This is a genomic window from Nonomuraea sp. NPDC049758 (genome assembly GCF_040674635.1).
Taxonomy (GTDB): domain Bacteria; phylum Actinomycetota; class Actinomycetes; order Streptosporangiales; family Streptosporangiaceae; genus Nonomuraea.
Genome location: NZ_JBFAMZ010000029.1, coordinates 1 through 21,261 on the forward strand (window position 1 = coordinate 1; position 21,261 = coordinate 21,261).

The 21,261-nt window shown below is 72.5% G+C and carries 21 protein-coding genes; 17 read left to right on the forward strand and 4 right to left on the reverse strand.

Annotation, left to right across the window (positions count from 1 at the left end):
• On the reverse strand, positions 1–122 hold a 122-nt coding region (locus tag AB0J46_RS45650), incomplete at its 3' end, for an acyl-CoA dehydrogenase family protein (RefSeq protein ID WP_364341930.1).
• Between the two features lie 74 nt (positions 123–196).
• Between AB0J46_RS45650 and AB0J46_RS45655 the strand changes: the two genes are divergently transcribed.
• The 6 genes from AB0J46_RS45655 to AB0J46_RS45680 all read left to right on the forward strand — a co-directional run bounded on the left by AB0J46_RS45655 (position 197) and on the right by AB0J46_RS45680 (position 5,475).
• The gene (locus tag AB0J46_RS45655) at positions 197–754 is read left to right on the forward strand and encodes a hypothetical protein (protein ID WP_364341803.1); all 558 of its coding nucleotides are present in this window, start codon (positions 197–199) and stop codon (positions 752–754) included.
• A gap of 136 nt (positions 755–890) precedes the next feature.
• Complete coding sequence (pafA, locus tag AB0J46_RS45660) at positions 891–2,249, forward strand: Pup--protein ligase (RefSeq protein WP_125642647.1); 1,359 nt, start codon at positions 891–893, stop codon at positions 2,247–2,249.
• Between the two features lie 89 nt (positions 2,250–2,338).
• Positions 2,339–3,277: an FKBP-type peptidyl-prolyl cis-trans isomerase gene (locus AB0J46_RS45665; RefSeq protein WP_364341805.1), complete on the forward strand. Its 939-nt coding sequence runs from the start codon at positions 2,339–2,341 to the stop codon at positions 3,275–3,277.
• Positions 3,278–3,371: 94 nt separating this feature from the next.
• Positions 3,372–4,295 (forward strand): FKBP-type peptidyl-prolyl cis-trans isomerase, encoded by a 924-nt coding sequence (locus AB0J46_RS45670; RefSeq protein WP_364341807.1) that lies wholly within the window; start codon positions 3,372–3,374, stop codon positions 4,293–4,295.
• Between the two features lie 19 nt (positions 4,296–4,314).
• Positions 4,315–4,962 (forward strand): helix-turn-helix domain-containing protein, encoded by a 648-nt coding sequence (locus tag AB0J46_RS45675; protein ID WP_364341809.1) that lies wholly within the window; start codon positions 4,315–4,317, stop codon positions 4,960–4,962.
• A gap of 33 nt (positions 4,963–4,995) precedes the next feature.
• Entirely contained in the window at positions 4,996–5,475 is a 480-nt protein-coding gene (locus AB0J46_RS45680) for a DUF3291 domain-containing protein (RefSeq protein WP_357706945.1), read from the forward strand.
• Here the strand turns inward: AB0J46_RS45680 and AB0J46_RS45685 are convergent.
• A complete protein-coding gene (locus AB0J46_RS45685) occupies positions 5,421–6,488 on the reverse strand; it encodes a DUF3866 family protein (protein WP_364341811.1) in 1,068 nt (355 codons plus the stop codon). The genes AB0J46_RS45680 and AB0J46_RS45685 overlap by 55 nt on opposite strands.
• A 38-nt stretch (positions 6,489–6,526) precedes the next feature.
• On the opposite strand from AB0J46_RS45685, the gene AB0J46_RS45690 reads away from it, so the two are divergent.
• From AB0J46_RS45690 to AB0J46_RS45735, 10 genes are all read left to right on the forward strand, one after another.
• The gene (locus AB0J46_RS45690) at positions 6,527–7,489 is read left to right on the forward strand and encodes a WYL domain-containing protein (RefSeq protein WP_358299042.1); all 963 of its coding nucleotides are present in this window, start codon (positions 6,527–6,529) and stop codon (positions 7,487–7,489) included.
• Positions 7,486–8,454 carry a WYL domain-containing protein gene (locus tag AB0J46_RS45695; protein ID WP_364341813.1) on the forward strand — a complete coding sequence of 323 codons (969 nt, stop codon included), beginning with the start codon at positions 7,486–7,488 and terminating at the stop codon, positions 8,452–8,454. The genes AB0J46_RS45690 and AB0J46_RS45695 overlap by 4 nt, the downstream gene beginning before the upstream one ends.
• Positions 8,451–8,669, forward strand: a complete 219-nt coding sequence (locus AB0J46_RS45700) for a hypothetical protein (protein WP_364341815.1) — start codon at positions 8,451–8,453, stop codon at positions 8,667–8,669. Before AB0J46_RS45695 ends, AB0J46_RS45700 begins: the two co-directional genes overlap by 4 nt.
• A gap of 13 nt (positions 8,670–8,682) precedes the next feature.
• Positions 8,683–9,033 (forward strand): Sec-independent protein translocase subunit TatA, encoded by a 351-nt coding sequence (gene tatA, locus AB0J46_RS45705; RefSeq protein ID WP_358299048.1) that lies wholly within the window; start codon positions 8,683–8,685, stop codon positions 9,031–9,033.
• A gap of 36 nt (positions 9,034–9,069) precedes the next feature.
• Positions 9,070–9,951: a twin-arginine translocase subunit TatC gene (tatC, locus tag AB0J46_RS45710; protein ID WP_364341932.1), complete on the forward strand. Its 882-nt coding sequence runs from the start codon at positions 9,070–9,072 to the stop codon at positions 9,949–9,951.
• A 16-nt stretch (positions 9,952–9,967) separates the two neighbouring features.
• The gene (locus AB0J46_RS45715; protein ID WP_352364096.1) at positions 9,968–10,852 is read left to right on the forward strand and encodes a YegS/Rv2252/BmrU family lipid kinase; all 885 of its coding nucleotides are present in this window, start codon (positions 9,968–9,970) and stop codon (positions 10,850–10,852) included.
• Positions 10,853–10,931: 79 nt separating this feature from the next.
• On the forward strand, positions 10,932–13,658 hold the full coding sequence (locus AB0J46_RS45720; protein ID WP_358299052.1) for a DEAD/DEAH box helicase: 2,727 nt from the start codon (positions 10,932–10,934) through the stop codon (positions 13,656–13,658).
• A gap of 574 nt (positions 13,659–14,232) precedes the next feature.
• On the forward strand, positions 14,233–15,882 hold the full coding sequence (locus tag AB0J46_RS45725; protein WP_364341818.1) for an ABC transporter ATP-binding protein: 1,650 nt from the start codon (positions 14,233–14,235) through the stop codon (positions 15,880–15,882).
• 128 nt (positions 15,883–16,010) lie between these two features.
• Positions 16,011–16,589 (forward strand): helix-turn-helix domain-containing protein, encoded by a 579-nt coding sequence (locus AB0J46_RS45730; RefSeq protein ID WP_364341820.1) that lies wholly within the window; start codon positions 16,011–16,013, stop codon positions 16,587–16,589.
• Positions 16,590–16,813: 224 nt separating this feature from the next.
• Positions 16,814–16,984 (forward strand): hypothetical protein, encoded by a 171-nt coding sequence (locus AB0J46_RS45735; protein ID WP_352331507.1) that lies wholly within the window; start codon positions 16,814–16,816, stop codon positions 16,982–16,984.
• Positions 16,985–17,104: 120 nt separating this feature from the next.
• On the opposite strand, the gene AB0J46_RS45740 is transcribed toward AB0J46_RS45735, so the two are convergent.
• Positions 17,105–18,520 (reverse strand): RNB domain-containing ribonuclease, encoded by a 1,416-nt coding sequence (locus AB0J46_RS45740; protein WP_364341934.1) that lies wholly within the window; start codon positions 18,518–18,520, stop codon positions 17,105–17,107.
• A 36-nt stretch (positions 18,521–18,556) separates the two neighbouring features.
• Positions 18,557–18,889 (reverse strand): STAS domain-containing protein, encoded by a 333-nt coding sequence (locus AB0J46_RS45745; protein ID WP_364341822.1) that lies wholly within the window; start codon positions 18,887–18,889, stop codon positions 18,557–18,559.
• Between the two features lie 270 nt (positions 18,890–19,159).
• Here AB0J46_RS45745 and AB0J46_RS45750 point away from each other — a divergent pair, with 270 nt between their 5' ends.
• Positions 19,160–21,250: an alpha-galactosidase gene (locus AB0J46_RS45750; protein ID WP_364341824.1), complete on the forward strand. Its 2,091-nt coding sequence runs from the start codon at positions 19,160–19,162 to the stop codon at positions 21,248–21,250.
• Positions 21,251–21,261: the final 11 nt, after the last annotated feature.

Consider the following 21,261-nt stretch of genomic DNA (forward strand, 5'->3'; position numbering starts at 1 on the left):
TGGATCTCGGTGGCCAGGTCGGCGAGCTTGAGCTGGACGGCCTGGAAGTCGGCGATGGGCTGCCCGAACGCGGTGCGCTCGCGCGCGTACTCCAGATGTCCCGTGAGGCCACCGCCCGCCACAGGGCCCGCGCTGTGTGACCTGTATCACTGACATGGCGGTGAACCCCGGGGCGCGAGGCGGGATCTCAGCAAGCGTGAACACAACGATGCGCACCCTCCTCGCCGGCGGCACCGCCGCCGCCGCGCTGCTGGCCTCCGGCGTCGCCGCCCACGCGGCCACCACCGCCACCGCGACCGCGAGCCAGGCCGCCACCGCCTACCCGGCGTACAAGAAGCCCGCGATCTTCGGCACGAGCTTCCAGGCCGACCCCGGCCACGACTTCACCAAGGGCATCCACTCCCGCCACAACGGCATCCTGCGCGGCTGGATCACCGACGTGCGCGACGGCGTCGCCGAGTACGAGCCCATCAAGTGGAAGCGGTCCAAGACCACCGAGGGCTACTTCGTCGGCCCGCCCGAGGGCGACGTGACGGCCTACGCCTCCCCGATCGCCAAGGACGTCGTCTTCCTGTCGGCCTACGGCTGCAAGCCGGTGATGGCGGCCATGACCGTCGACCGCAACACCGGCCTGGGCGCCAAGCGCTGCCCCACGTCCGTGCTGGTCAAGAGGCACGACAAGCAGCGGCAGCCGTCGCTCATCACGGTGTACCAGGGCAAGATCGTCAAGGTGCAGGAGATCTACACCCCGTGATCCCGGCTCCGCGCTTCGCGGGGGCGGGCGCGGACCTGGTAAAACCCACCCAGCAAATCTGGCAAATGGGACGTCCGCCGGAAAACACCTGTGAAGATCTCTCCCGATCGCCGATCCGTGGGCATAGTGTGAGGTGATGGATCGTCGCATCTTCGGGCTGGAGAACGAGTACGGCGTGACCTGCACGTTCAGGGGACAGCGCAGGCTGTCCCCCGACGAGGTCGCGCGCTACCTGTTCCGGCGGGTCGTGTCCTGGGGCCGATCGAGCAACGTCTTCCTCCGCAACGGCGCACGTCTCTATCTCGACGTGGGCAGCCATCCTGAGTACGCAACACCCGAGTGTGACAACGTCATCGAACTCGTCACGCATGACAAGGCGGGCGAGCGCATCCTTGAGGGCCTTCTCGTCGACGCCGAGAAACGCCTGCGCGAAGAGGGCATCGCGGGTGACATCTACCTGTTCAAGAACAACACCGACTCGGCCGGCAACTCCTACGGCTGCCACGAGAACTACCTGGTGGGCCGGCACGGCGAGTTCGGCCGCCTGGCCGACGTGCTGATCCCGTTCCTGGTGACCCGGCAGATCGTGTGCGGGGCGGGCAAGGTGCTCCAGACGCCGCGCGGCGCCGTCTACTGCGTCTCGCAGCGGGCCGAGCACATCTGGGAGGGCGTCTCCAGCGCCACCACCCGGTCCCGGCCGATCATCAACACCCGCGACGAGCCGCACGCCGACGCCGAGCGCTTCCGCCGCCTGCACGTGATCGTCGGCGACTCGAACATGAGCGAGACCACGATGCTGCTCAAGGTCGGCGCGACCGACCTGGTGCTGCGCATGATCGAGGCCGGCACGGTGATGCGCGACCTGTCCCTGGAGAACCCGATCAGGGCCATCCGGGAGGTCTCCCACGACATGACCGGCCGCCGCCGGGTGCGCCTGGCCAACGGCCGGGAGGCCTCCAGCCTGGAGATCCAGCAGGAGTACCTGTCCAAGGCCCAGGACTTCGTCGACCGGCGCGGCGGCGACGCCATCACCCGCCGGGTGCTGGAGCTGTGGGAGCGCACGCTGCGCGCGGTCGAGACCGGCGACCTCGACCTGGTCTCGCGCGAGATCGACTGGGTGACCAAATACCAGCTGATCGAGCGCTACCGCAAGAAGTACGACCTGCCGCTGTCCTCGCCCCGGGTGGCCCAGCTCGACCTGGCCTACCACGACGTCCACCGCAAGCGCGGCCTGTTCTACCTGCTGCAGAAGCGCGGCTCGGTCGAGCGGGTGGCCTCCGACCTGAAGATCTTCGAGGCCAAGTCGGTGCCGCCGCAGACCACCAGGGCGCGCCTGCGCGGCGAGTTCATCCGCAAGGCGCAGGAGAAGCGGCGCGACTTCACCGTCGACTGGGTTCACCTGAAGCTGAACGACCAGGCCCAGCGCACGGTGCTGTGCAAGGACCCCTTCCGCAGCGTGGACGAGCGCGTCGACAAGCTCATCGCCGGCATGTGAGGCAACGGCCGGGGCGTGGTGTTTACCTCGGCCCTACCTCGATGTCGGGTAGGGTGACGCGAATCTGACGTCTTTTCCGAGGGAAGTCCATGCGCCGCGCTCTGGCCGTACTGGCAGCCGTGCCTTTGATCTTCTTCGCCGCCGCGTGCGGCGACACCGACGCCGGGGCGAACGGAGGCGCCACCACCGGCACCGACGCGGCCGGGCTCACCGTCACCGGGAACGTGGGCGTCAAGCCCACGGTGACCTTCCCCGCCGGCTCGCCGGCGACGAAGTCCTCCTACAAGGTGATCCAGCCGGGCACCGGCCCGGAGGTCAAGACCGGCGACAAGCTGATCGTCAACCTGACCGTCTACAACTGGGACGGCAAGGGCAACGCGATCCAGGGCTCCTCCTACGACACCAAGCAGCCCGAGACCGTCCCGGTCAACGAGCAGCTGCCGGAGGTGCTGCGCGACGGCTTCACGAAGGTCAAGCACGGCGGCCGGCTGCTGGCCGTGCTGGCCAACGACTCGGCCCCGGCGGGGCAGGCCACGGCCGGCGCCGAGCCGACGAAGGTGTTCGTGCTCGACGTGGTCGGCGCCCGGCCCCCGGCGCTGAAGGCGGCCACGGGCAAGGAGACCGGCCAGACGCTCAAGGGCGTCAAGGTGGACAACCCGGGTGGGGAGAAGGCCCCGACGCTGACCACCAAGACCGACGAGAAGCCGTCCAAGGAGCTGGTGGTCAAGACCATCATCGAGGGCACCGGCGCCAAGGTGCAGCCCACCCAGACGCTGACCGTCCACTACACCGGCAAGATCTGGGGCACCGACAGCCAGTTCGACTCCAGCTGGGAGCGCGGCGAGCCGGCCGAGTTCCCGCTCGCGAACGTGATCCAGGGCTGGCAGAAGGGCCTGGCCGGGGTGCCGGTCGGCAGCCGGGTCGTCATGAGCATCCCGCCGGACCTCGGCTACGGCGACCAGGCCCAGGACAAGATCCCCGCCAAGAGCACGCTGGTGTTCGTGATCGACGTGCTGGCGGCCTCCTGACCGGGTGATCTCCTGACGGGCCGTCCGACGACGCGGTAGCATCTCGTGGCCCGGTGGCGTCTCGCCGCCGGGCCACTTTGTCGTGGGAGGGCAGATGCGCCGCCGTACGATCGTGCCGTCGCTGGCGTCGCTGCTGCTGGCCGCCGCCTGCACGGGCCCGACGGCGGGCGAGCCCGCGCCCAAGGCGGCGGAGAAACTCGACCTGAAGGTGGGCGGCGCGTTCGGCGCCCGGCCCACGATCGTCTTCCCCGCCGGCCGGCCCGCCGCCGATCTCCGGGTCGACGAGCTGACCACGGGCGGCGGCGACCGGCTGGGTGACGACGACGTCGCGGTCGTCCAGTACACCGCGCACGTCTGGGACGGCCGCGACAACCGCCTGGTCGACTCCAGCTTCAACCGGGGCGCCCCGGCGGCCTTCCCGGTGCGCTCGCTGCTGCCGGGGCTCGGCAGGGCGCTGCGCGGCCGTACGGTGGGCAGCCGGGTGCTCGCGGCCGTCCCGCCCGATCAGGGCTTCGGCGCCACCCCGCCGCGCGGCGTCGGCCCGGCCGACGACCTGGTCTACGTCGTGGACATCCTGGGCGCCCACCGCAAGGGCGTCTCGGTCGAGGCGGCCGGCGGGTCGCTGGCCGGCGTCCGGGTGACCGGCGGCGAGCGGCCGAAGGTGTCGATCCCGGCCGCCGTGCCGCCGCGCGCCTTCACCGCCAAGGTGCTGCGGCGGGGGAGCGGCAGCCCGGCGCAGGCCGGGCAGCTCCTGGTCACCCAGTACGAGGGCGCGATCTGGGCCCGGCGCGAGGTCTTCGACGCCACCTGGTCGACCGGCCTGCCGAAGGCGTTCCGGATCGGCGACGGCACCGTGATCAAGGCGTGGGACAAGGCGCTGGTCGGGGTGCCGGTCGGCAGCCGGGTGCTGATGGTCGTCCCGCCCGCCTACGGCTACGGCGCGCCCGGCCATCCCGCGTACGGGATCAAGGGCTCCGACACCCTCGTGTTCGTCGTGGACGTCCTGGCCGCCTACTGAGGCTCCGTAGACTCCGGCTGTGAGCAGTGACGACGACCTGCAGGCGCTCGGCCTGCTGCACGACCCCGTGCGCCGCAGCCTGTACGAGGCCGTGACGGCCGGCGGCGGCGACGTCGGCAGGGGCGAGGCCGCCGAGGCGGCCGGCGTCTCCAGGACGCTGGCCGGCCACCACCTCGACAAGCTCGTCGAGGCCGGGCTGCTGGAGAGCGGCTTTCGCCCCCAGGACAGGAAGGGCCCCGGCAGCGGCCGCCCGGCCAAGGTCTACCGCAGGGCCAAGGGCGAGCGCACGGTCAGCCTGCCCCCGCGCGACTACGCGACGCCCGCCGCGGTGCTGGCCGACGTGGTGGAGCTGCTCGGCGCCGAGGAGCAGGCCGAGCAGGCGGCCCGCCGGGCGGGCGCGCGCATCGGCAGAGGGCGCGGCGGCGAGCCCGTCGACCGGGTGCTGCGCGAGCGCGGCTACGAGCCCTACGACGAGGGCGGCGCGCTGCGGCTGCGCAACTGCCCCTTCCACCTGCTGTCGCAGGAGCAGCCGCTGCTGGTGTGCTCGATGAACCTGGCGCTGTGCCAGGGGCTGCTGGAGGGCATGGGCGAGGACCCGGGCAGGGCGCGGCTGGATCCGAGACCGGGGGAGTGCTGCGTCTCGCTTTCTAAAACAAATGAAGATTGACATAGAAGCCGCGAGAGTGATGTGCTGAGCCCCATGCATCTGGCCCAGCTCAACGTCGCGCACCTGCGCGCGCCCATCGACGCCCCCGAACTCGCCGAGTTCGTCGCCCTGCTCGAACCCGTCAACGCCGTCGCCGACGAGGCCCCCGGCTTCGTGTGGCGGATGAAGGAGAGCGAGAGCGACCCCACCGCCACCGTCGTGCACGACTTCGGCGACCACCTGCTGATCAACTTCTCGGTGTGGGAGTCGTTGCAGACTCTGTGGGACTTCACCTATCGCAGCGTCCATCTGGGCGTGCTGCGCCGGCGCAGGGAGTGGTTCCTGCGCGTGGCCGAGCCGTACATGGTGATGTGGTGGGTGCCCGAGGGGCACATCCCGTCGCTGGCCGAGGGCATGCGGCGGCTGGAACGCCTCAGGACCGAGGGGCCGAGCCCCGAGGCGTTCACGTACAAGGACTCCTACGACAGCAGCGAGGCCGCCAGCCTGCCCGCCGCCGCCGAGGTCAGGAAGTAGGGCAGGTCCTCCTCCAGGCCCCTGCCCATGGTGGACAGCTTCACGGGCGCGGCGCGCAGCGCCTCGTGCAGGCCGTCCACCGGCACCGGCACCAGCCGGTGCCGGGCCGCCAGCGGTTCGGCCTGCTCGCGCACCCGCTCGCCGAACGCGCCGGGCAGCTGCGGCACCGCCACGTCGGCCGGCGAGAGTGCTACCCGGCCGTAGGCGGTCAGCGAGTGGTGGGAGACGCCGACGTGCCGCTCGCGCGCGTCGCCCTCGCTGACCCGCAGCGCCGCCACCGGACGGCCGCCCAGCACCCCGGCGGCGTTGACCGCCTCGCCCGCCGCCACGCCCGAGAAGCCCCAGCGGGTGCCCGTCCCCAGGTTGCCCGGGCCCTGCGTGACGATCGCCACGTCGGCCCGCAGCACGTGCCTGGCCGCCAGCAGCCCGGTGTGGACGGTGACCGTCTCGACGTCGCCGCCGAACGCCTGGCCCGTCGTCACCACCCCGGCCAGCCAGCCGGTCTCGCGCAGCCGGGCCGCCGACATCGAGAACCAGGCGGGCAGCGCGCCGCCGTCCTGCATCACGTACGCCACCCGCTTGCCGGGAGCGCCGTCGTACAGGCCGGACAGGATCGGGGCCAGCGCGGAGTGCAGATCGGCCACGATCACCGGCATCCCGGCCAGGTCGTCGGCCTCGCTCAGGACGTCGTGGAACGGCGAATCCTGCTCGTCGGCGCCCAGCACCGTGGCCTGCAGCGGCGTGTAGCGGGCCTTCACCAGGTGCCCCGGGCCCACCGGATCTTGCGGCAAACGGTTCGGGACGGCCACCACCATGGCGTAACCTCCCGTACCGAGACCCATCGCGAGTGCGGTCGTGTTGAGCAGCACCTCGTCACCGGGTTCCGGGCGGCCCACCAACGGGGGGTAGGCCAGTGCCCGGCACTCACCTTCGGGAACGGCGACATCCAGCTCCACCGCTCCCGGCCACTCGCGTCGGATCCGGACAACCTCGCCCTTGCGCCATCTGATCACGGGGGCAGGGTAGCGTCGATGAAGGAGGAGTGAGGCAGATGTCGCGCCGTAAGACCGAGCGGTTGCTGAATCTGGTGATCTGCCTGCTCGCCACCCGTCGCCCGCTGTCGGCCGAGCAGATCCGCCAGGCGGTTCCCGGCTACGACCGCGACGGCGACGAGGCGTTCCAGCGCATGTTCGAACGCGACAAGAACGAGCTGCGCGAGATCGGCATCCCCATCGACGTCGTGCGCGACCCGTGGGAGGACGAGCCGGGCTACCGCATCGACCCGCAGTCGTACGAGCTGCCGGAGATCACCCTGGAGGCCGACGAGGCCGCCGTGCTGGGCCTGGCGGCGCAGGTGTGGCAGCGGGCCAGCCTGGCCGAGGCCGCCTCGGGGGCGCTGCTGAAGCTGCGCGCCGCCGGCGTGGCCACCGACGAGCCGGTCGGCGGCCCGATCGGCGGCGGCGCCCTGGAACTGCGCGTCGACACCCGCGACCCGGCCTTCCCCGCCCTGTGGGACGCCGTGCGCGACCGCCGCGTGGTGCGCTTCGACTACCGCGCCTCCGGCAGCGAGACCGTGCGCGCCCGCACCGTCGAGCCGTGGGGCGTGGTCAGCCGGCGCGGGCGCTGGTACCTGGCCGGGTTCGACCGCGACCGCGCCGCGCCGCGCGCCTTCCGCCTCAGCCGCATCGCCGGTCCGGTCACCGCCCTCGGCCGCCCCGGCGTGGTCGAGGTGCCCCACGGGGTCGACCTGCGGGCCATGGTCGGCTTCCCCGAGGAGCCCGTGGACGAGCGCGTCGCCGTCATCCGGGTGCGCCGGGGAACCTGCGAGGGCCTGCGCCAGCTCGCCAGGGCCGTGCACCCGCGCGAGGACGGCTGGGACGAGGCCGAGCTGGCCTTCGCCGACCCCGAACGCCTCGCGGGCTGGATGGCCAGCCTCGGCGCCGACGTCGAGGTGGTCGGGCCGCCCGACGCCCGCGAGGCCGTCATCCGCCGACTGAAGGGAGCCCTGGCATGAGCGGTTCGGCTGACCGGCTGCCCAGGCTGCTGGCGCTGGTGCCGTACCTGATGTCCCACCCGGGGGCCCAGGTCGGCGAGGTCGCCGAGGTGTTCGGGCTGAGCGAGAAGCAGCTCATCGACGACCTGCAACTGGTGTGGATGTGCGGCCTGCCCGGCCACACCCCAGGCGACCTCATCGACGTCTCCTGGGACGGCGGCGAGATCATCATCGACAACGCCGACACCATCGCCCGGCCGCTGCGGCTCGGCATCGACGAGGCCAGCGCGCTGCTGGTCGCGCTGCGCATGCTGGCCGCCACGCCCGAGCTGGCCGACGTGGCCGCCGGCGACGCGCTGCCGCGCGTGGTGGCCAAGCTGGAGCGCGCCGCGGGCGAGGGCGCGGCCACCGTCAGCAGCCAGGTCGCCTTCGACGTCGAGGCCGCCCCCGACGCGCTCGGCCGGGTGCGCGAGGGGCTCACCGCCCGGCGCCGGCTGTCGCTGCGCTACTACGTGCCCGGGCGCGACGAGGTCACCCCGCGCGAGGTCGACCCGACCCGGGTCGTGGTCGTCGACGGTCGCACCTACCTGGAGGGCTGGTGCTACCGGGCCGAGGCGATGCGGCTGTTCCGGCTCGACCGGGTGCTCGGCGTCGACGTGCTCGACGTGCCGGCCGACCCGCCGGCCGAGGCCGAGCCCATCGACGTCACCCGCGGCGTCTTCCGTCCCTCGCCGACCGACGAGCTGGTCGAGCTGGAGGTCAGCGCCGCCGGGCGGTGGGTGGCCGAGTACTACCCGTGCGAGGAGGTCACCGAGCTCGGTGAAGGACGGCTGAAGATCTCGTTGCGGGCGCGTGACGAGGACTGGATCGTCAAGCTGGCGCTGCGGCTCGGCGACACCGGCCGGGTCGTCTTCCCGCCCGCGATGGCCGAGACCGTGCGCGGGGAGGCCGAGCGGGCCCTGGCCCTGTACGCTCAGCACCCATGACGTGGATCTTCTTGGCCGCCGGGCTGGTCCTGGCCGGGCTGGCCGTGCTCGGCGTCGCGGGCGCCAGGGCCGCCGCCGCGGCACGTTCCCTGAAGAGGGAGGTCGCCGCGGCGAAGGCGCGTCTGGAGCGGGGGCAGGTCAGATTGACGCCCCAGGAGGATGAGACCACGGCCCCTGGGGGCGTACCATCGGGGCTGAAGACCGGCACTCGCTGATAAAGGACGTTTCATGTCGAACCTTGGAGTTCCCGAGCTCCTGATCATTGCAGGCGTGCTCGTCCTGCTGTTCGGTGCCAAGAAGCTGCCCGACGTGGCCAGGGGCGTCGGCAGGTCGCTGCGCATCTTCAAGTCGGAGACCGCCAAGCTCCGCGATGACGACGACGACACGCCCCACACCACGGTCCAGGCGCAGCCGGCCCCGGCCCCGGCCCAGCAGGCCGCACCGCAGCCGATCACCCCCGCTCCCGCCCCGGCCCCCGCCGCCGCCCCGGCGCTCTCGGCCGAGGAGCAGGCCCGCCAGCTCGAGGAGCAGGCCGCCCGCCTGCGCGCCAGCGCCGCCCAGGCCGACAAGCAAGGCTGACCCCCCTTCCTCCTCCTTCACCCCCTGGACGTGCGAATGGCGCTGCTCAAACGGTCGAGAGATTCCGGATCGGCCCCCGACCCCGAGGGCCGGATGCCGCTCATGGAGCACCTGCGCGAACTGCGCAACAGGTTGCTCATCTCGGTTCTCGCGGTGGTCGTGGGCATCGTCGTCGGCTGGATGCTGTTCGACCCGGTGTGGGAGGCGCTGCGCGCGCCCTACTGCGAGACGGTGCAGTCGCGCCAGCTCAACGGTCACTGCAGCCTGGTCTACAACGGCATCTTCCAGTCCTTCTTCATCACCCTGAAGGTCTCGGCGATGGTGGGCGTCGTGGTGGCCTCACCGGTCTGGCTCTACCAGATCTGGGCCTTCGTCACCCCGGCCCTCTACCGCAACGAGAAGCGCTACTCGATCGCCTTCCTCGGCCTGGCCGTCCCGCTGTTCGTGTTCGGCGCGGGCCTGGCCTACGTCATCATGGACACCAGCCTCGGCATCCTGCTGAGCTTCTCGCTCGAGGACACCGTCGCGACGATCTCGATCGACGAGTACCTCGACTACGTCCTGATCATGTTGATGATCTTCGGCGTGTCGTTCGAGCTGCCGCTGCTGCTGGTCTTCCTCAACGTCATCGGCGTCCTGTCCCACGCGACCGTCAAGAAGCACCGGCGTACGGTGATCTTCGCGATGTTCGTGTTCGGGGCGGTCATCACCCCCGGTGGCGACCCGCTCACCATGATGGCGCTGGCCGCGCCGATGATCATCCTGTACTTCCTCGCCGAGCTCTTCATGTACGTGCGTGAGCGCCGCAGGCCCGCGGGCGAGGACTTCTCGCACCTGTCCGACGACGAGGCCTCGCCGCTGGCGGACGCCCCGTCCGACGCCGCCTCCGACGCCGAGGATTCCGACGGCGCCCGATAGGCGATAGGTTCCGGGCGTGGCCCCCCAAATCGCCCTGCTCGTCAACCCCGCCGCACGCGGCGGGCGCACCCTGCGACTGCTCGAACCCGTCGCCCGCCGGTTGCGGGCCGGCGGCGCCGAGCTGTCGGTGATCGTCGGCGCCGACGCCGCCGACGCCCTCGAACGTGCCTGCACCGCCGTCGCCGAGCGCCCCGACGCGCTGGTCGCCTTCGGCGGCGACGGGCTGGTCCACCTCGCCGTCCAGGCCGTGGCGGGCACCGACGTGCCGCTCGGCATCATCCCGGCCGGCACCGGCAACGACTTCGCCGCCGCCCTGGGGCTGGCGCGCGACCCGCTGGCCGCGGCCAGGACCGTGCTGCGGATGCGGGCCCGGCCGGTCGACGCGGCCCGCGTACGGGCCGGGGAGTCGGAGGAGCTGTTCGCCGGGGTGCTCTGCTGCGGCTTCGACTCGCGCGTCAACGAACGCGCCAACCGGCGCACCTGGCCGCCCGGCAAGGGCCGCTACCTGGTGGCGGTGGCCGAGGAGCTGCGCGCCTTCCGGCCCATCCCGTTCCGGGTCACGCTCGACGACGGGGAGGTGGTCGAGCAGGAGGCCATGATGGTCGCCGTGGCCAACACCCGCTCCTACGGGGCCGGCATGCGTGTGTGCCCCGACGCCTCGCCCGACGACGGCCTGCTCGACGTGATGATGGTCGGCGCAGTGTCCAAGGGCGAGTTCCTGCGCGTCTTCCCGGGCGTCTACCGGGGCACCCACGTGGGGCACCCGGCGGTGTCGGTGCGGCGGGCCCGCCGGGTCACGCTGGAGGCGGCCGACGTGGTGGCCTACGCCGACGGCGAGCGCGTGGGGCCGGTGCCGGTCAGCTGCGAGATCCAGCCCGGCGCGCTGCGCGTGATCACCTGATCCGCGACACGAAGGCTGTTCGCCGCGGGCCGAGTCCGCCGGGACGGACCGGAATGGCGATTTCGGTAGGCTGACGGGTATGACAACGCCAGCGGAACGCTACGCGGCCTTCCGTCAGAAGCACGGAGACGACGGAGGGGCGCTGAGATCGTTCCGCGGTCTCTACGACTTCGAGCTCGACGACTTCCAGCTCGACGCCTGCCGGGCCCTGGAGGCGGGCGACGGCGTCCTGGTGGCCGCGCCCACCGGGTCGGGCAAGACGGTCGTCGGCGAGTTCGCCGTCCACCTGGCCCTGGAGCAGGGCCGCAAGTGCTTCTACACCACCCCCATCAAGGCGCTGTCCAACCAGAAGTACAACGACCTGGTCAAGCGCTACGGCACGGCCAAGGTCGGTCTCCTGACGGGCGACAACAGCGTCAACGGCGAGGCCCCCATCGTGGTCATGACCACCGAGGTGCTGCGCAACATGCTCTACGCCGGCTCGGCCACCCTGGCCGGGCTGGGCTTCGCCGTCATGGACGAGGTCCACTACCTCGCCGACCGCTTCCGCGGCGCGGTGTGGGAAGAGGTCATCATCCACCTGCCGGAGTCGGTGCGCCTGGTGGCGCTGTCGGCCACGGTCAGCAACGCCGAGGAGTTCGGCGAGTGGCTGGGCGAGGTGCGCGGCGACACCACGGTCATCGTCGACGAGCACCGGCCGGTGCCGCTGTGGCAGCACATGATGGTCGGCAACCGCGTCTACGACATGTTCATGACCGACGACCTGACGCCGCGCATCAACCCCGCGCTGATGCGGGTGACGCGCGACGCCGAGCGGCTGATGGCCGGGCGGCGCGGGCGCGGCGGCTACGGCAAGGTCCACCGCTCGCGGCCGCCCGACCGCGTCCAGGTGATCGAGAAGCTCGACTCCGAGGGGCTGCTCCCGGCGATCACGTTCATCTTCTCGCGGGCCGGCTGCCAGGCGGCCGTGCAGCAGTGCCTCTACGCCGGCATCCGGCTGACCACCGACCGCGAGCGCCACGAGATCAGGCAGCTCGTCGACGAGCGCACCGCCCACCTGCCCGACGAGGACCTGGCCGTGCTGGGCTACCTGGAGTGGCGCGACTGCCTGGAGCGCGGCCTGGCCGCCCACCACGCGGGCATGCTGCCGGCCTTCAAGGAGGTCGTCGAGGAGCTGTTCACCCGCGGCCTGGTCAAGGCGGTCTTCGCCACCGAGACGCTGGCGCTCGGCATCAACATGCCCGCGCGCAGCGTGGTGATCGAGAAGCTCGACAAGTGGAACGGCGAGACCCACGCCGACCTCACCCCGGGCGAGTACACCCAGCTCACCGGGCGGGCCGGGCGGCGCGGCATCGACGTCGAGGGGCACGCGGTGGTGCTGTGGCAGCCGGGCATGGACCCGCTGTCGGTGGCCGGGCTGGCCGGCACCCGCACCTACCCGCTGCGCTCCAGCTTCCAGCCGTCCTACAACATGGCCGTCAACCTGGTGGGCCAGTTCGGCCGCGAGCGCGCCCGCACGCTGCTGGAGGAGTCCTTCGCGCAGTTCCAGGCCGACCGGGCGGTCGTGGGCCTGGCCAAGCAGCTGCGCAAGCACGAGGAGGCCCTGGAGGGCTACCAGGAGGCCATGACGTGCCACCTGGGCGACTTCCCCGAGTACGCCGCGCTGCGCCGGCGTCTGTCGGACCGCGAGGCCGAGCTGTCCAAGCAGCGCGGCGCGGCCCGGCGCGCGGCCGCCGTGCGCTCGCTGGAGGCGCTGCAGCCGGGCGACGTGATCCGGGTGCCGGGCGGGCGCCGGGCGGGCCTGGCGATCGTGCTCGACCCCGGGCGCAACCCGCGCGGCCACGGCCCGAGCCCGCTGGTGCTGACCATCGGCAAGCAGGTCAAGAAGCTCGACCCGGCCGACTTCCCGGTGCCGGTCGAGCCGTTGGAGAAGCTGCGCATCCCGAAGAACTTCAACGGCCGTTCGCCGAAGGAGCGCGCCAACCTCGTCTCCACCCTGCTGGCCAAGATCGGCGACCGCGACCTCGGCAAGCCGGCCAGGGCGCGCGACCACTCGGTCGACGACGACGAGGTCAACGAGCTGCGCCGGAGCATCCGCCAGCACCCCTGCCACGGCTGCGACGAGCGCGAGGACCACGCCCGCTGGGCCGAGCGCTACTACAAGCTGCAGCGCGAGACCGAGGGACTGCGCCGCCGCGTCGAGGGCCGCTCCCACGTCATCTCCCGCACCTTCGACCGCATCTGCTCGGTGCTGGAGCAGCTGGGCTACCTCGACGGCGAGGCCGTCACCGACGAGGGCCGCCGCCTGGGCCGCCTCTACACCGAGCTCGACCTGCTGACCGCCGAGTGCCTGCGCGGCGGCCTGTGGGAGGAGCTCGAACCGGCCGAGCTGGCCGCGTGCGTGTCGGCGCTGGTGTTCGAGTCGCGGCAGTCCGACGACGCGCGCCGTCCCAAGATCCCGGCCGGGCGGGCCGAGGACGCGCTGTCGTCGATGATCCGGCTGTGGGGCGAGCTGGAGGGCATCGAGTCCGACCACGGGCTGTCCACCATCCGCGAGCCCGATCTGGGGTTCGCGTGGGCGGCCTTCCGATGGGCCAAGGGCCACAGCCTCGACGCGGTGCTGCTGGAGGGCGTGGCCGGCAACGAGCTGGCGGCCGGCGACTTCGTGCGGTGGATCAAGCAGCTGATGGACCTGCTCGGCCAGCTCGGCAACGCCGCTCCTGAGGGCAGCAAGATCAAGCAGACCGCGGGCAAGGCGATGGACGCCATGCGACGCGGCGTCGTTGCGTACTCGTCGCTCACCTGAGGGCTCACCTTGAGGGCTCGCCTGAGCCGCGGGAATGTCCGCGAAGGGCGGGCGGATCCGGCCGGATCCGCCCGCCCTTCGGGTTTTCCGATTAGGTGAGAACCAGTTCTGAGTAGCATCTTTGGGCGTTCCGTGACCGCTATCAGCGGATTTCGCGATTTACGGCTCATTTAAGTGGCCGGCAGTAGTGCCTTTGTGGCCGGGATTCGGCGGTCAATTCTCCCTTTAAGTCTGAACTTCGAGTGATTTGCGGCGAATTCGTGGGTATCGTCCCATTTGTCGAATGGAACAGCCATACGGGGGAGGAAAACATGGCTAACAACCAGCTGACCCAGCCCGGCTTCCAGGAGTCCTGGCGCTGCCGCCGTCGCCGGTGGTACCGCCGTCGCTGCTGCTACCGCAGGTGGTGGGGCTGGGGGTGGTAGAGCAACCCCGTGAGAGCCGGCGGCCCAGCCGCCGGCTCTCCCTTACGCTCTCCGGCCGTGAACTCGCTCCTGCCGTTTCCATCCGTCGAACCTTTCGCGAGTTCTGGCCGGACACCAAAGGTCTGCGCCGGTTCTTCGCGTGTGGCGTGGTGTTCGCCGTCCTCGCAGCACTCTGCGAGGTCGCCGCGATCCGCCTGTTCGGGCACATCACGGACGACGTGCTCGCCACCCGCGATCTGGACGCCTTCTGGGCGCCCGCCTTCACCTGGCTCGGGCTCGCCGCCTTCGCCGGGCTGACGTCCTTCGTCGGGACGTACGCCACGGCCTACGGCGCGGAACGTTTCCTGCTCGCCCTGCGCGACCGCGTGTTCGCGCACATCCAGACCCTGTCGCCGGACTTCTCGGAGAACCGGCGGCTCGGTGACCTCATGGCCCGGCTGACCGACGACATCCAGGCCATCGAGGAACTGGTCGGCTCCGGCCTGGTCAAACTGTTCACCACCGCGGCCAGCGTGGTGTTCTTCGCCGGCGCCGCCTTCCTCATCCGCTGGGACCTCGCCCTCGTCACGATGGCGCTGATCCCGGCGTTCCTGGTCGTCTCGAAGCTGTTCGCGGCCAGGTTCAGGACGGCTGCGGCGCGCGAGCGGCTCAGCAACGGCGCCATGAACAGCGTGCTGGAGGAGGGCCTGGCCAACCAGGCGCTCGTCCAGGCCTACAACCGGCAGGGGGCCGAGTCCGGGCGCCTGCACGGCGAGGGCCGCCGCTGGCTGCGCGCCAACCTGTCCCAGGCCTGGCTGTCGGGGCTCTACCAGCCCGTCGTCCAGGTCATCGAGACGGTCTGCCTGATCGTCATCATCGGGTTCGGCGCCTGGGAGATCGTTTCCGGACGGCTCACCCTGGGCGGCCTGCTCGCCTTCGCCGCCTACCTGGCGATGCTCTACCCGGCCGTGCAGAGCCTGGGGGAGCTCGCGCTGACGGTGTCGGAGGCGGCGGCGGGATCCGACCGGGTGATCGAGGTCCTGCACGTCCGGCCCCTCGTCACCGACCCCGAGGGGGCGGTGGCGCTGCCCGGCCGGGCCGAGGGACGGGTGGAGTTCGACGGCGTCGGCTTCACCTATCCGGGACGCACCCGTCCCGCCGTGCGCGATGTGTCGTTCACCGCCGGGCCCGGCGAGCTCGTCGTCTGCACCGGGCCCAGCGGGAGCGGCAAGTCGACGCTGGCCAAGCTGCTGCTGCGGTTCTACGACCCGGAACGCGGTCGCATCCTGGTCGACGGCCGCGACATCAGGGGCCTGACGCGGGAGTCGCTGCGTGCCAACGTGGCGATCCTGCACCAGGAGACGCTGCTGTTCTCGGGGTCCGTACGCGACAACATCGCCTACGGCCGGCCGGGGGCCTCGCTCGACGAGGTGATCAGGGCGGCCGAGGCGGCGGGCGTGCACGACTTCGTCAAGCTGCTGCCCCAGGGGTACGACACCCCGGTCGGGCAGCGGGGCCGGCTGCTGTCCGGCGGCCAGCGGCAGCGGATCGGGATCGCCAGGGCCATCCTGCGCGACGCGCCCGTCCTGGTGCTCGACGAGCCGATGACCGGGCTGGACGACGCCACCGTCGCCCAGGTCATGAAGCCGCTGCGGCGGCTGATGGCCGGGCGCACGACCATCCTCATCACCCACGACCTGCGTCACGTGCCCGAGGGGGCGCGAGCCGTGGAGCTGGAGCCGGTGCCCCGCGAGGAGCGCATCCGGCTCAAGCGCGTCGGCTCGTTCGGTCTCAGGCCGCGGCTGACGACGCCGCCCTGAGCGGCGGTTGCGACAGGTCCCACGCGGCCGCCCCTCCTGGCTCCGGCCAGGGCGGGCGGCCGCGCCACGCCGGGCTACCGCCCGGTAGAATCGGAGCCCTCCCTCCGCTTGCCGAAGGCAGGTTCCCCATGGGCGACCACAGCTCCGCCCGGCCGTTACGCGCCGACGCCCGCCGCAACCGCGAGCGGGTCCTGCAGATCGCGCAGGAGGCGCTGGCCGCCGACGGGCTGACCATCTCCCTCGACGAGATCGCCCGCCGCGCCGGGTTCGGGGTCGGCACCGTTCACCGGCACTTCCCCACCGAGGAGGCGCTGCTGGAGGCGGTGCTGCTGGGCCGGGCCGAACGTTTCGTGGCCGACGCCCGCGCGCTGGCCACCGCCGAGGACGCCGGGCGGGCCTTCTTCGGCTGGTTCCGCCGGGTCGCCGAGCAGGCCGCGGCCCACCAGGCATTGTGCGACCTGCTGGACGGTGGCGCGGGGCCGGCGCCGCGACCCGGCTCGGCGCTGGAGGCCGACCTGGCCGACGCGGTCGGGCGGCTGCTGGCCCGCGCGCAGCGCGCCGGGGCCGTACGCCGCGACCTGTCCGCCGACGACGTCCGCGACCTGCTGCGCGGCGCCCTGGCGGCCGAACGCCACGCGCGGGGCAGGGGCGCGGCCGGGCGGATGGCGGCCGTGATGTGCGACGGCATGCGCGCTGGGGCCGACTGACGCGGCCGTGATGTGCGGCGGGGCGGGCTGACGCGGCTGTGATGTGCGGCGGGGCGGGTCGGAGCCGACTGACCGGCCGGTCAAGGGGGTGTCGTCATATGGCTACAGATCGTCACCCTCGGGGCAGTTTCTCCGCCGAATCCGGCGGACATCCCCAAGACGTAGGAAAGGGATCCCCCTTCAGGCCCATCGGGCCGGGGTCCGGTCAGCTCGGGAGGTAACCCGTGTTCGCTCTCATCGCCGCCCTGTTCTTCCTGCTCGCCCTGATCTTCGACATCGCCGGCACCGCCGTCGGCAACGTGCTCACCGCGGGCACGCTCACCACGGCCGGGCTGCTGTGCGTCGCCCTCCACCTGCTGGGGGTCGGCGCGGGATGGTCGCCGCTCAAGCGGTGAGGGCAGGTCCACCGGGGGGGCCGCGCGCCAGGTCGTCCAGCGCGCGGCCCTCGCCGTGCCCGCGGGCGCCCGGCGGCACGGCACTCGCCGTGCCTGCGGGCACCGGCCCCGCGGCGGGCTTCAGGCCAGGGTGAAGCGGACCTCGCGGGTGGCCGGGTCGGCCTGCGTCAGGCGGACGGTGACCCGCTCGCCCAGCGGCAGGACGCCGTCGCAGCGGGCGATCACGGCCGGCTCGACGAGCTGCACCTGGCCGCCGCCGCGGCGCTCGTCCACGTCGATCACCATCGCCTCGAACGACTGCCCGATCCGCTCCCGCAGCAGGAACGCCTCCACCAGGTCCACGCAGGCCCGGTCGACCGCCCCGGCGCGGCGGCCGGTCGCCGACATGATGTCGGGCAGCAGCGGCAGCGCGGCCCGTACCTCGGCGGGCACCGGCTCGCCCGCCGCGACCGCCAGGCACACCTCGGTCGCGTACCGGTCCACCAGGCGCCGCAGCGGCGCCGTGACGTGCGCGTACGGCGCCGCCACCGCCGCGTGCTCGGCCAGCTTGGGCGGCGCGCCGTCGAAGGCCGCGTACCCGGCGCCGCGCAGCAGCACCTTCGACTCCTGCAGGAACGCCGCCTGCTGCGGGTTCTTCGGGTCGAGGTCGTGCACGACCTCCCCGTAACCGGCGCCCTCGGGCCACGGCACGCCGAGCGCCTGCGCGACCCTGCGCACCTTGGCCAGGTCGTCCGGCTGCGCCGCGGGCAGCACGCGCAGGATGCCGATCTCGGCGTCCAGCATCATCGAGGCCGCCGCCATGCCGGTCAGCAGCGAGATCTGGGCGTTCCACGCCTCGGCGGCCAGCGGCACGCGGAACTCCAGCCGGTAGCCGCCGTCGGCGTCCCGGACGACCTCCTGCTCGGGCGTGGGCAGGGTGACGCCGCCGCGCGCCCGCTCCAGCCCCAGCCGCAGCGCGCCGATCTCGGCCAGCAGGCTCAGGGTGCCGTCGGCGGTGCCGGTGTCCACGGCCGCCTGCACGTAGGCGTAGTCGAGTCGTTCGCGGCTGCGCACCCGGGCGCGCTGCACGTCCGCGCCGACGATCCGGCCCTCGGCGTCGAGGTCGACGCGCCATACCGCGGCCGGACGGATCGCGCCCGGCAGCAGGCTCGCCGCGCCCTCCGACAGCACCTTGGGATGCAGCGGCACCCTGCCCACCGGCAGGTACACCGTCTCACCCCTGGTACGGGCCTCGACGTCGATCGGGCCGCCCGGCCGGACGAAGGCCCCGACGTCGGCGATGGCGTACCAGACGCGGTAGCCGTCGCGCAGCCGTTCCAGGTGCAGGGCCTGGTCGAGGTCCATCGAGCCCGGCGGGTCGATGGTCACGAACGGCACGTCGGTCAGGTCTTTGGCGTCCAGCCTGGGCACCTGCGCCACCCAGTCGGCCTCGTCGAGCACGTCCTGGGGGAACCCGGCGGGCAGCCGCTGCTCGCGCAGCACGCGGTCGAACCCGTCCTCCAGCCTGGCGGGGATCGGGCCAGGAACCTGAATCATCGACACGCCCACAACCTACTCAAGGCGGGCGTACCGTTACGACTGGGGCGTCAGGTGGGCGTCGAGGCCGGTGATCCGCAGCAGGCGCTTCATGTTGGGCGGGACGTTGGCCAGCCGCAGGCGGGTGTGCCCGCGGGCGGCCTGGTTGTGCAGGGAGACCAGGATGCCGAGCCCGGCCGCGTCGATGAAGGACAGGCCGCCCACCTCGATCACCACCGACATGTCCGGCCGCCGCGCCCGCCCGGCCTCCTCCAGCACGCCGAGCAGGTGGCCGCGGACGGCCTCGGTGGTGGCGATGTCGAGCTCGCCGCTCAGGGAGACGGTCACGGTCGTGTCGTGGCGGCTGGTGGTCAGGTGAAGAGAATCCATGTCGGCTCCCCGCTGTTGGTCCGGGCGGAGGAAAGTGGTGCTGACTACGGGGACCCGCCCCTGGCCGAAGGCGCCGGATGCGATGATCGTCACGCAGCGCTACGGTCTGTTTCCGAAGAGGAGTGTACATGCCCTCCTGTCCGGGCTCGGGGAGCAGGCCCCCTCCGTGCGAAGAGCCCGCGGGGACCGGCGCCACGGGCGTTGCGGGCGGGGGCGTACTGCCCGGTAACGTCTCGTTCCACCTGATCTACTGACATAGAGGAGCGTGACGTGCCCCCCGTCATCCTTTCCGCCGCCGGTTCGGCCCTGGTGCTCGACGACTCCGGCCCCGGGCTGCCGCGGGTGCGGCACTACGGCGCCGACCTCGGCGCGGTCGCCGGAGCCGACCTGGCGCCCGCCCTGCTGTCGCTGACCCCCGCGCCGGCGCTGCTGCCCGGCCAGGACGAGTCCTGGTTCGGCCGGCCGGGCCTGTCCGGTGACCGGGCCGGTGAGCACTGGCCGGTGCGCTGGAGCGCCGAGAGCGTCGAGACGGCGGCCGAGCCGGGCGCGGGCGGCCGCGTCACGGTCGCCGCCGTGGACGTCGAGGCGGGGTTGCGGCTGCTCAGCGAGCTGGTGATGGACGCCTCCGGCGTCGTCATGATGCGGCACACGGTGACCAACACCGCGGCCTCGCCGTACCGGCTGCAGGGGCTGACGTGTGCGCTGCCGCTGCCCGCCAGGGCCGGGGAGCTGCTGGACTTCACCGGACGGTGGGCGCTGGAGAAGGTGCCGCAGCGCAGGGAGTTCGGGCAGGGGGTGTGGTCACGGGAGAGCCGCCGCGGCCGGACCGGGCACGACGCGACCGGCCTGCTCGTCGCCGGCACGCCCGGTTTCGGGTTCCGCTCCGGCGAGGTGTGGGCCGTGCACGCCGGCTGGAGCGGCGGCCACGTCCACTACGCCGAACGGCTCGTCGAGGGGCAGGCCGTGCTGGCCGCCGGCGAACTGCTCGAACCCGGCGAGATCACCCTCGCCCAGGACGGCGCCTACACCACCCCGTGGGTCTACTTCACCTGGTCCGGCAGCGGCCTGGACGAGGCCGCCGGCCGCCTGCACGACCACCTGCGGGCCGCCCGTCCGCTCCCGGTCCGCCCGGTCACCCTGAACAACTGGGAGGCCACCTACTTCGACCACGGCCTCGACCGGCTGCGCGAGCTGGCCGACAAGGCGGCCGCCGCCGGCGTCGAACGGTTCGTGCTCGACGACGGCTGGTTCCGCCACCGCCGCCACGACCGCGCCGGGCTCGGCGACTGGTACGTCGACGAGGACGTGTGGCCCGGCGGCCTGCACCCGCTGGCCGAGCACGTACGCGAGCTGGGCCTGCAGTTCGGCCTGTGGTTCGAGCCCGAGATGGTCAACCCCGACTCCGACCTGGCCCGCGCCCACCCCGACTGGATCCTGGCCCGCGCCGCCCGTCCGCCCGCGCTCTGGCGCAACCAGCAGGTGCTCGACCTGGCCCGGCCCGAGGTCTACGACTACCTCCTCGACCGCCTGGACACGCTGACCCGCGAGTACGCGCTGGACTACATCAAGTGGGACCACAACCGCGACCTGGCCGAGCCCGTCCACGACGGGACGCCCGGCGTGCACGCGCAGACGGCCGCGGTCTACCGGCTGATCGACGAGCTGCGCCGCCGCCATCCCGGGCTGGAGATCGAGTCGTGCTCGTCGGGCGGCGCGCGCATCGACTACGGCGTCCTGGCCCGCACCGACCGCGTGTGGGCCTCCGACAGCAACGACGCCCTCGACCGGCAGGCCATCCAGCGCTGGACCGGGCTGCTGGTGCCGCCGGACCGCATGGGCTGCCACGTCGGCGCGCCCCACGACCACATCACCGGCCGCGCGCTGCCGCTCGCCTTCCGGGCGGCGACCGCGATGTTCGGCCACATGGGCGTGGAGTGGGACCTGACCTCGGCGAGCCCGCAGGAGCTGGAGGAGCTGGCCGTCTGGATCGCGCTGCACAAGCGGCTGCGGCCGGTGCTGCACGCGGGCCGGGTCGTGCGGGCCGACCATCCCGATCCCTCGACGCTCGTGCACGGGGTCGTGCTGCCCGAACGGGCCGTGTTCGCCTGCGTCCAGCTCACCAGCCGCGTCACCGTCAGCCCCGAACCGTTGCGGCTGCCGGGGCTCGACCCGGCCGCGCTGTACGAGGTGCGCGCCGCGGGGCCACTGCCGGAGGGCGCGGGGCTGCCGCAGTGGGTGTTCGCGCCGGCGCGGCTGCCGGGGGCGGCGCTGGCCGAGCTGGGGCTGCCGGGGCCCGCGCTGCGTCCGGCCTCGGCGCTGCTCTTCGAGGTCGAACGGGTGGCACAGGGCCGGCAGAGCTAACCACTCGATCG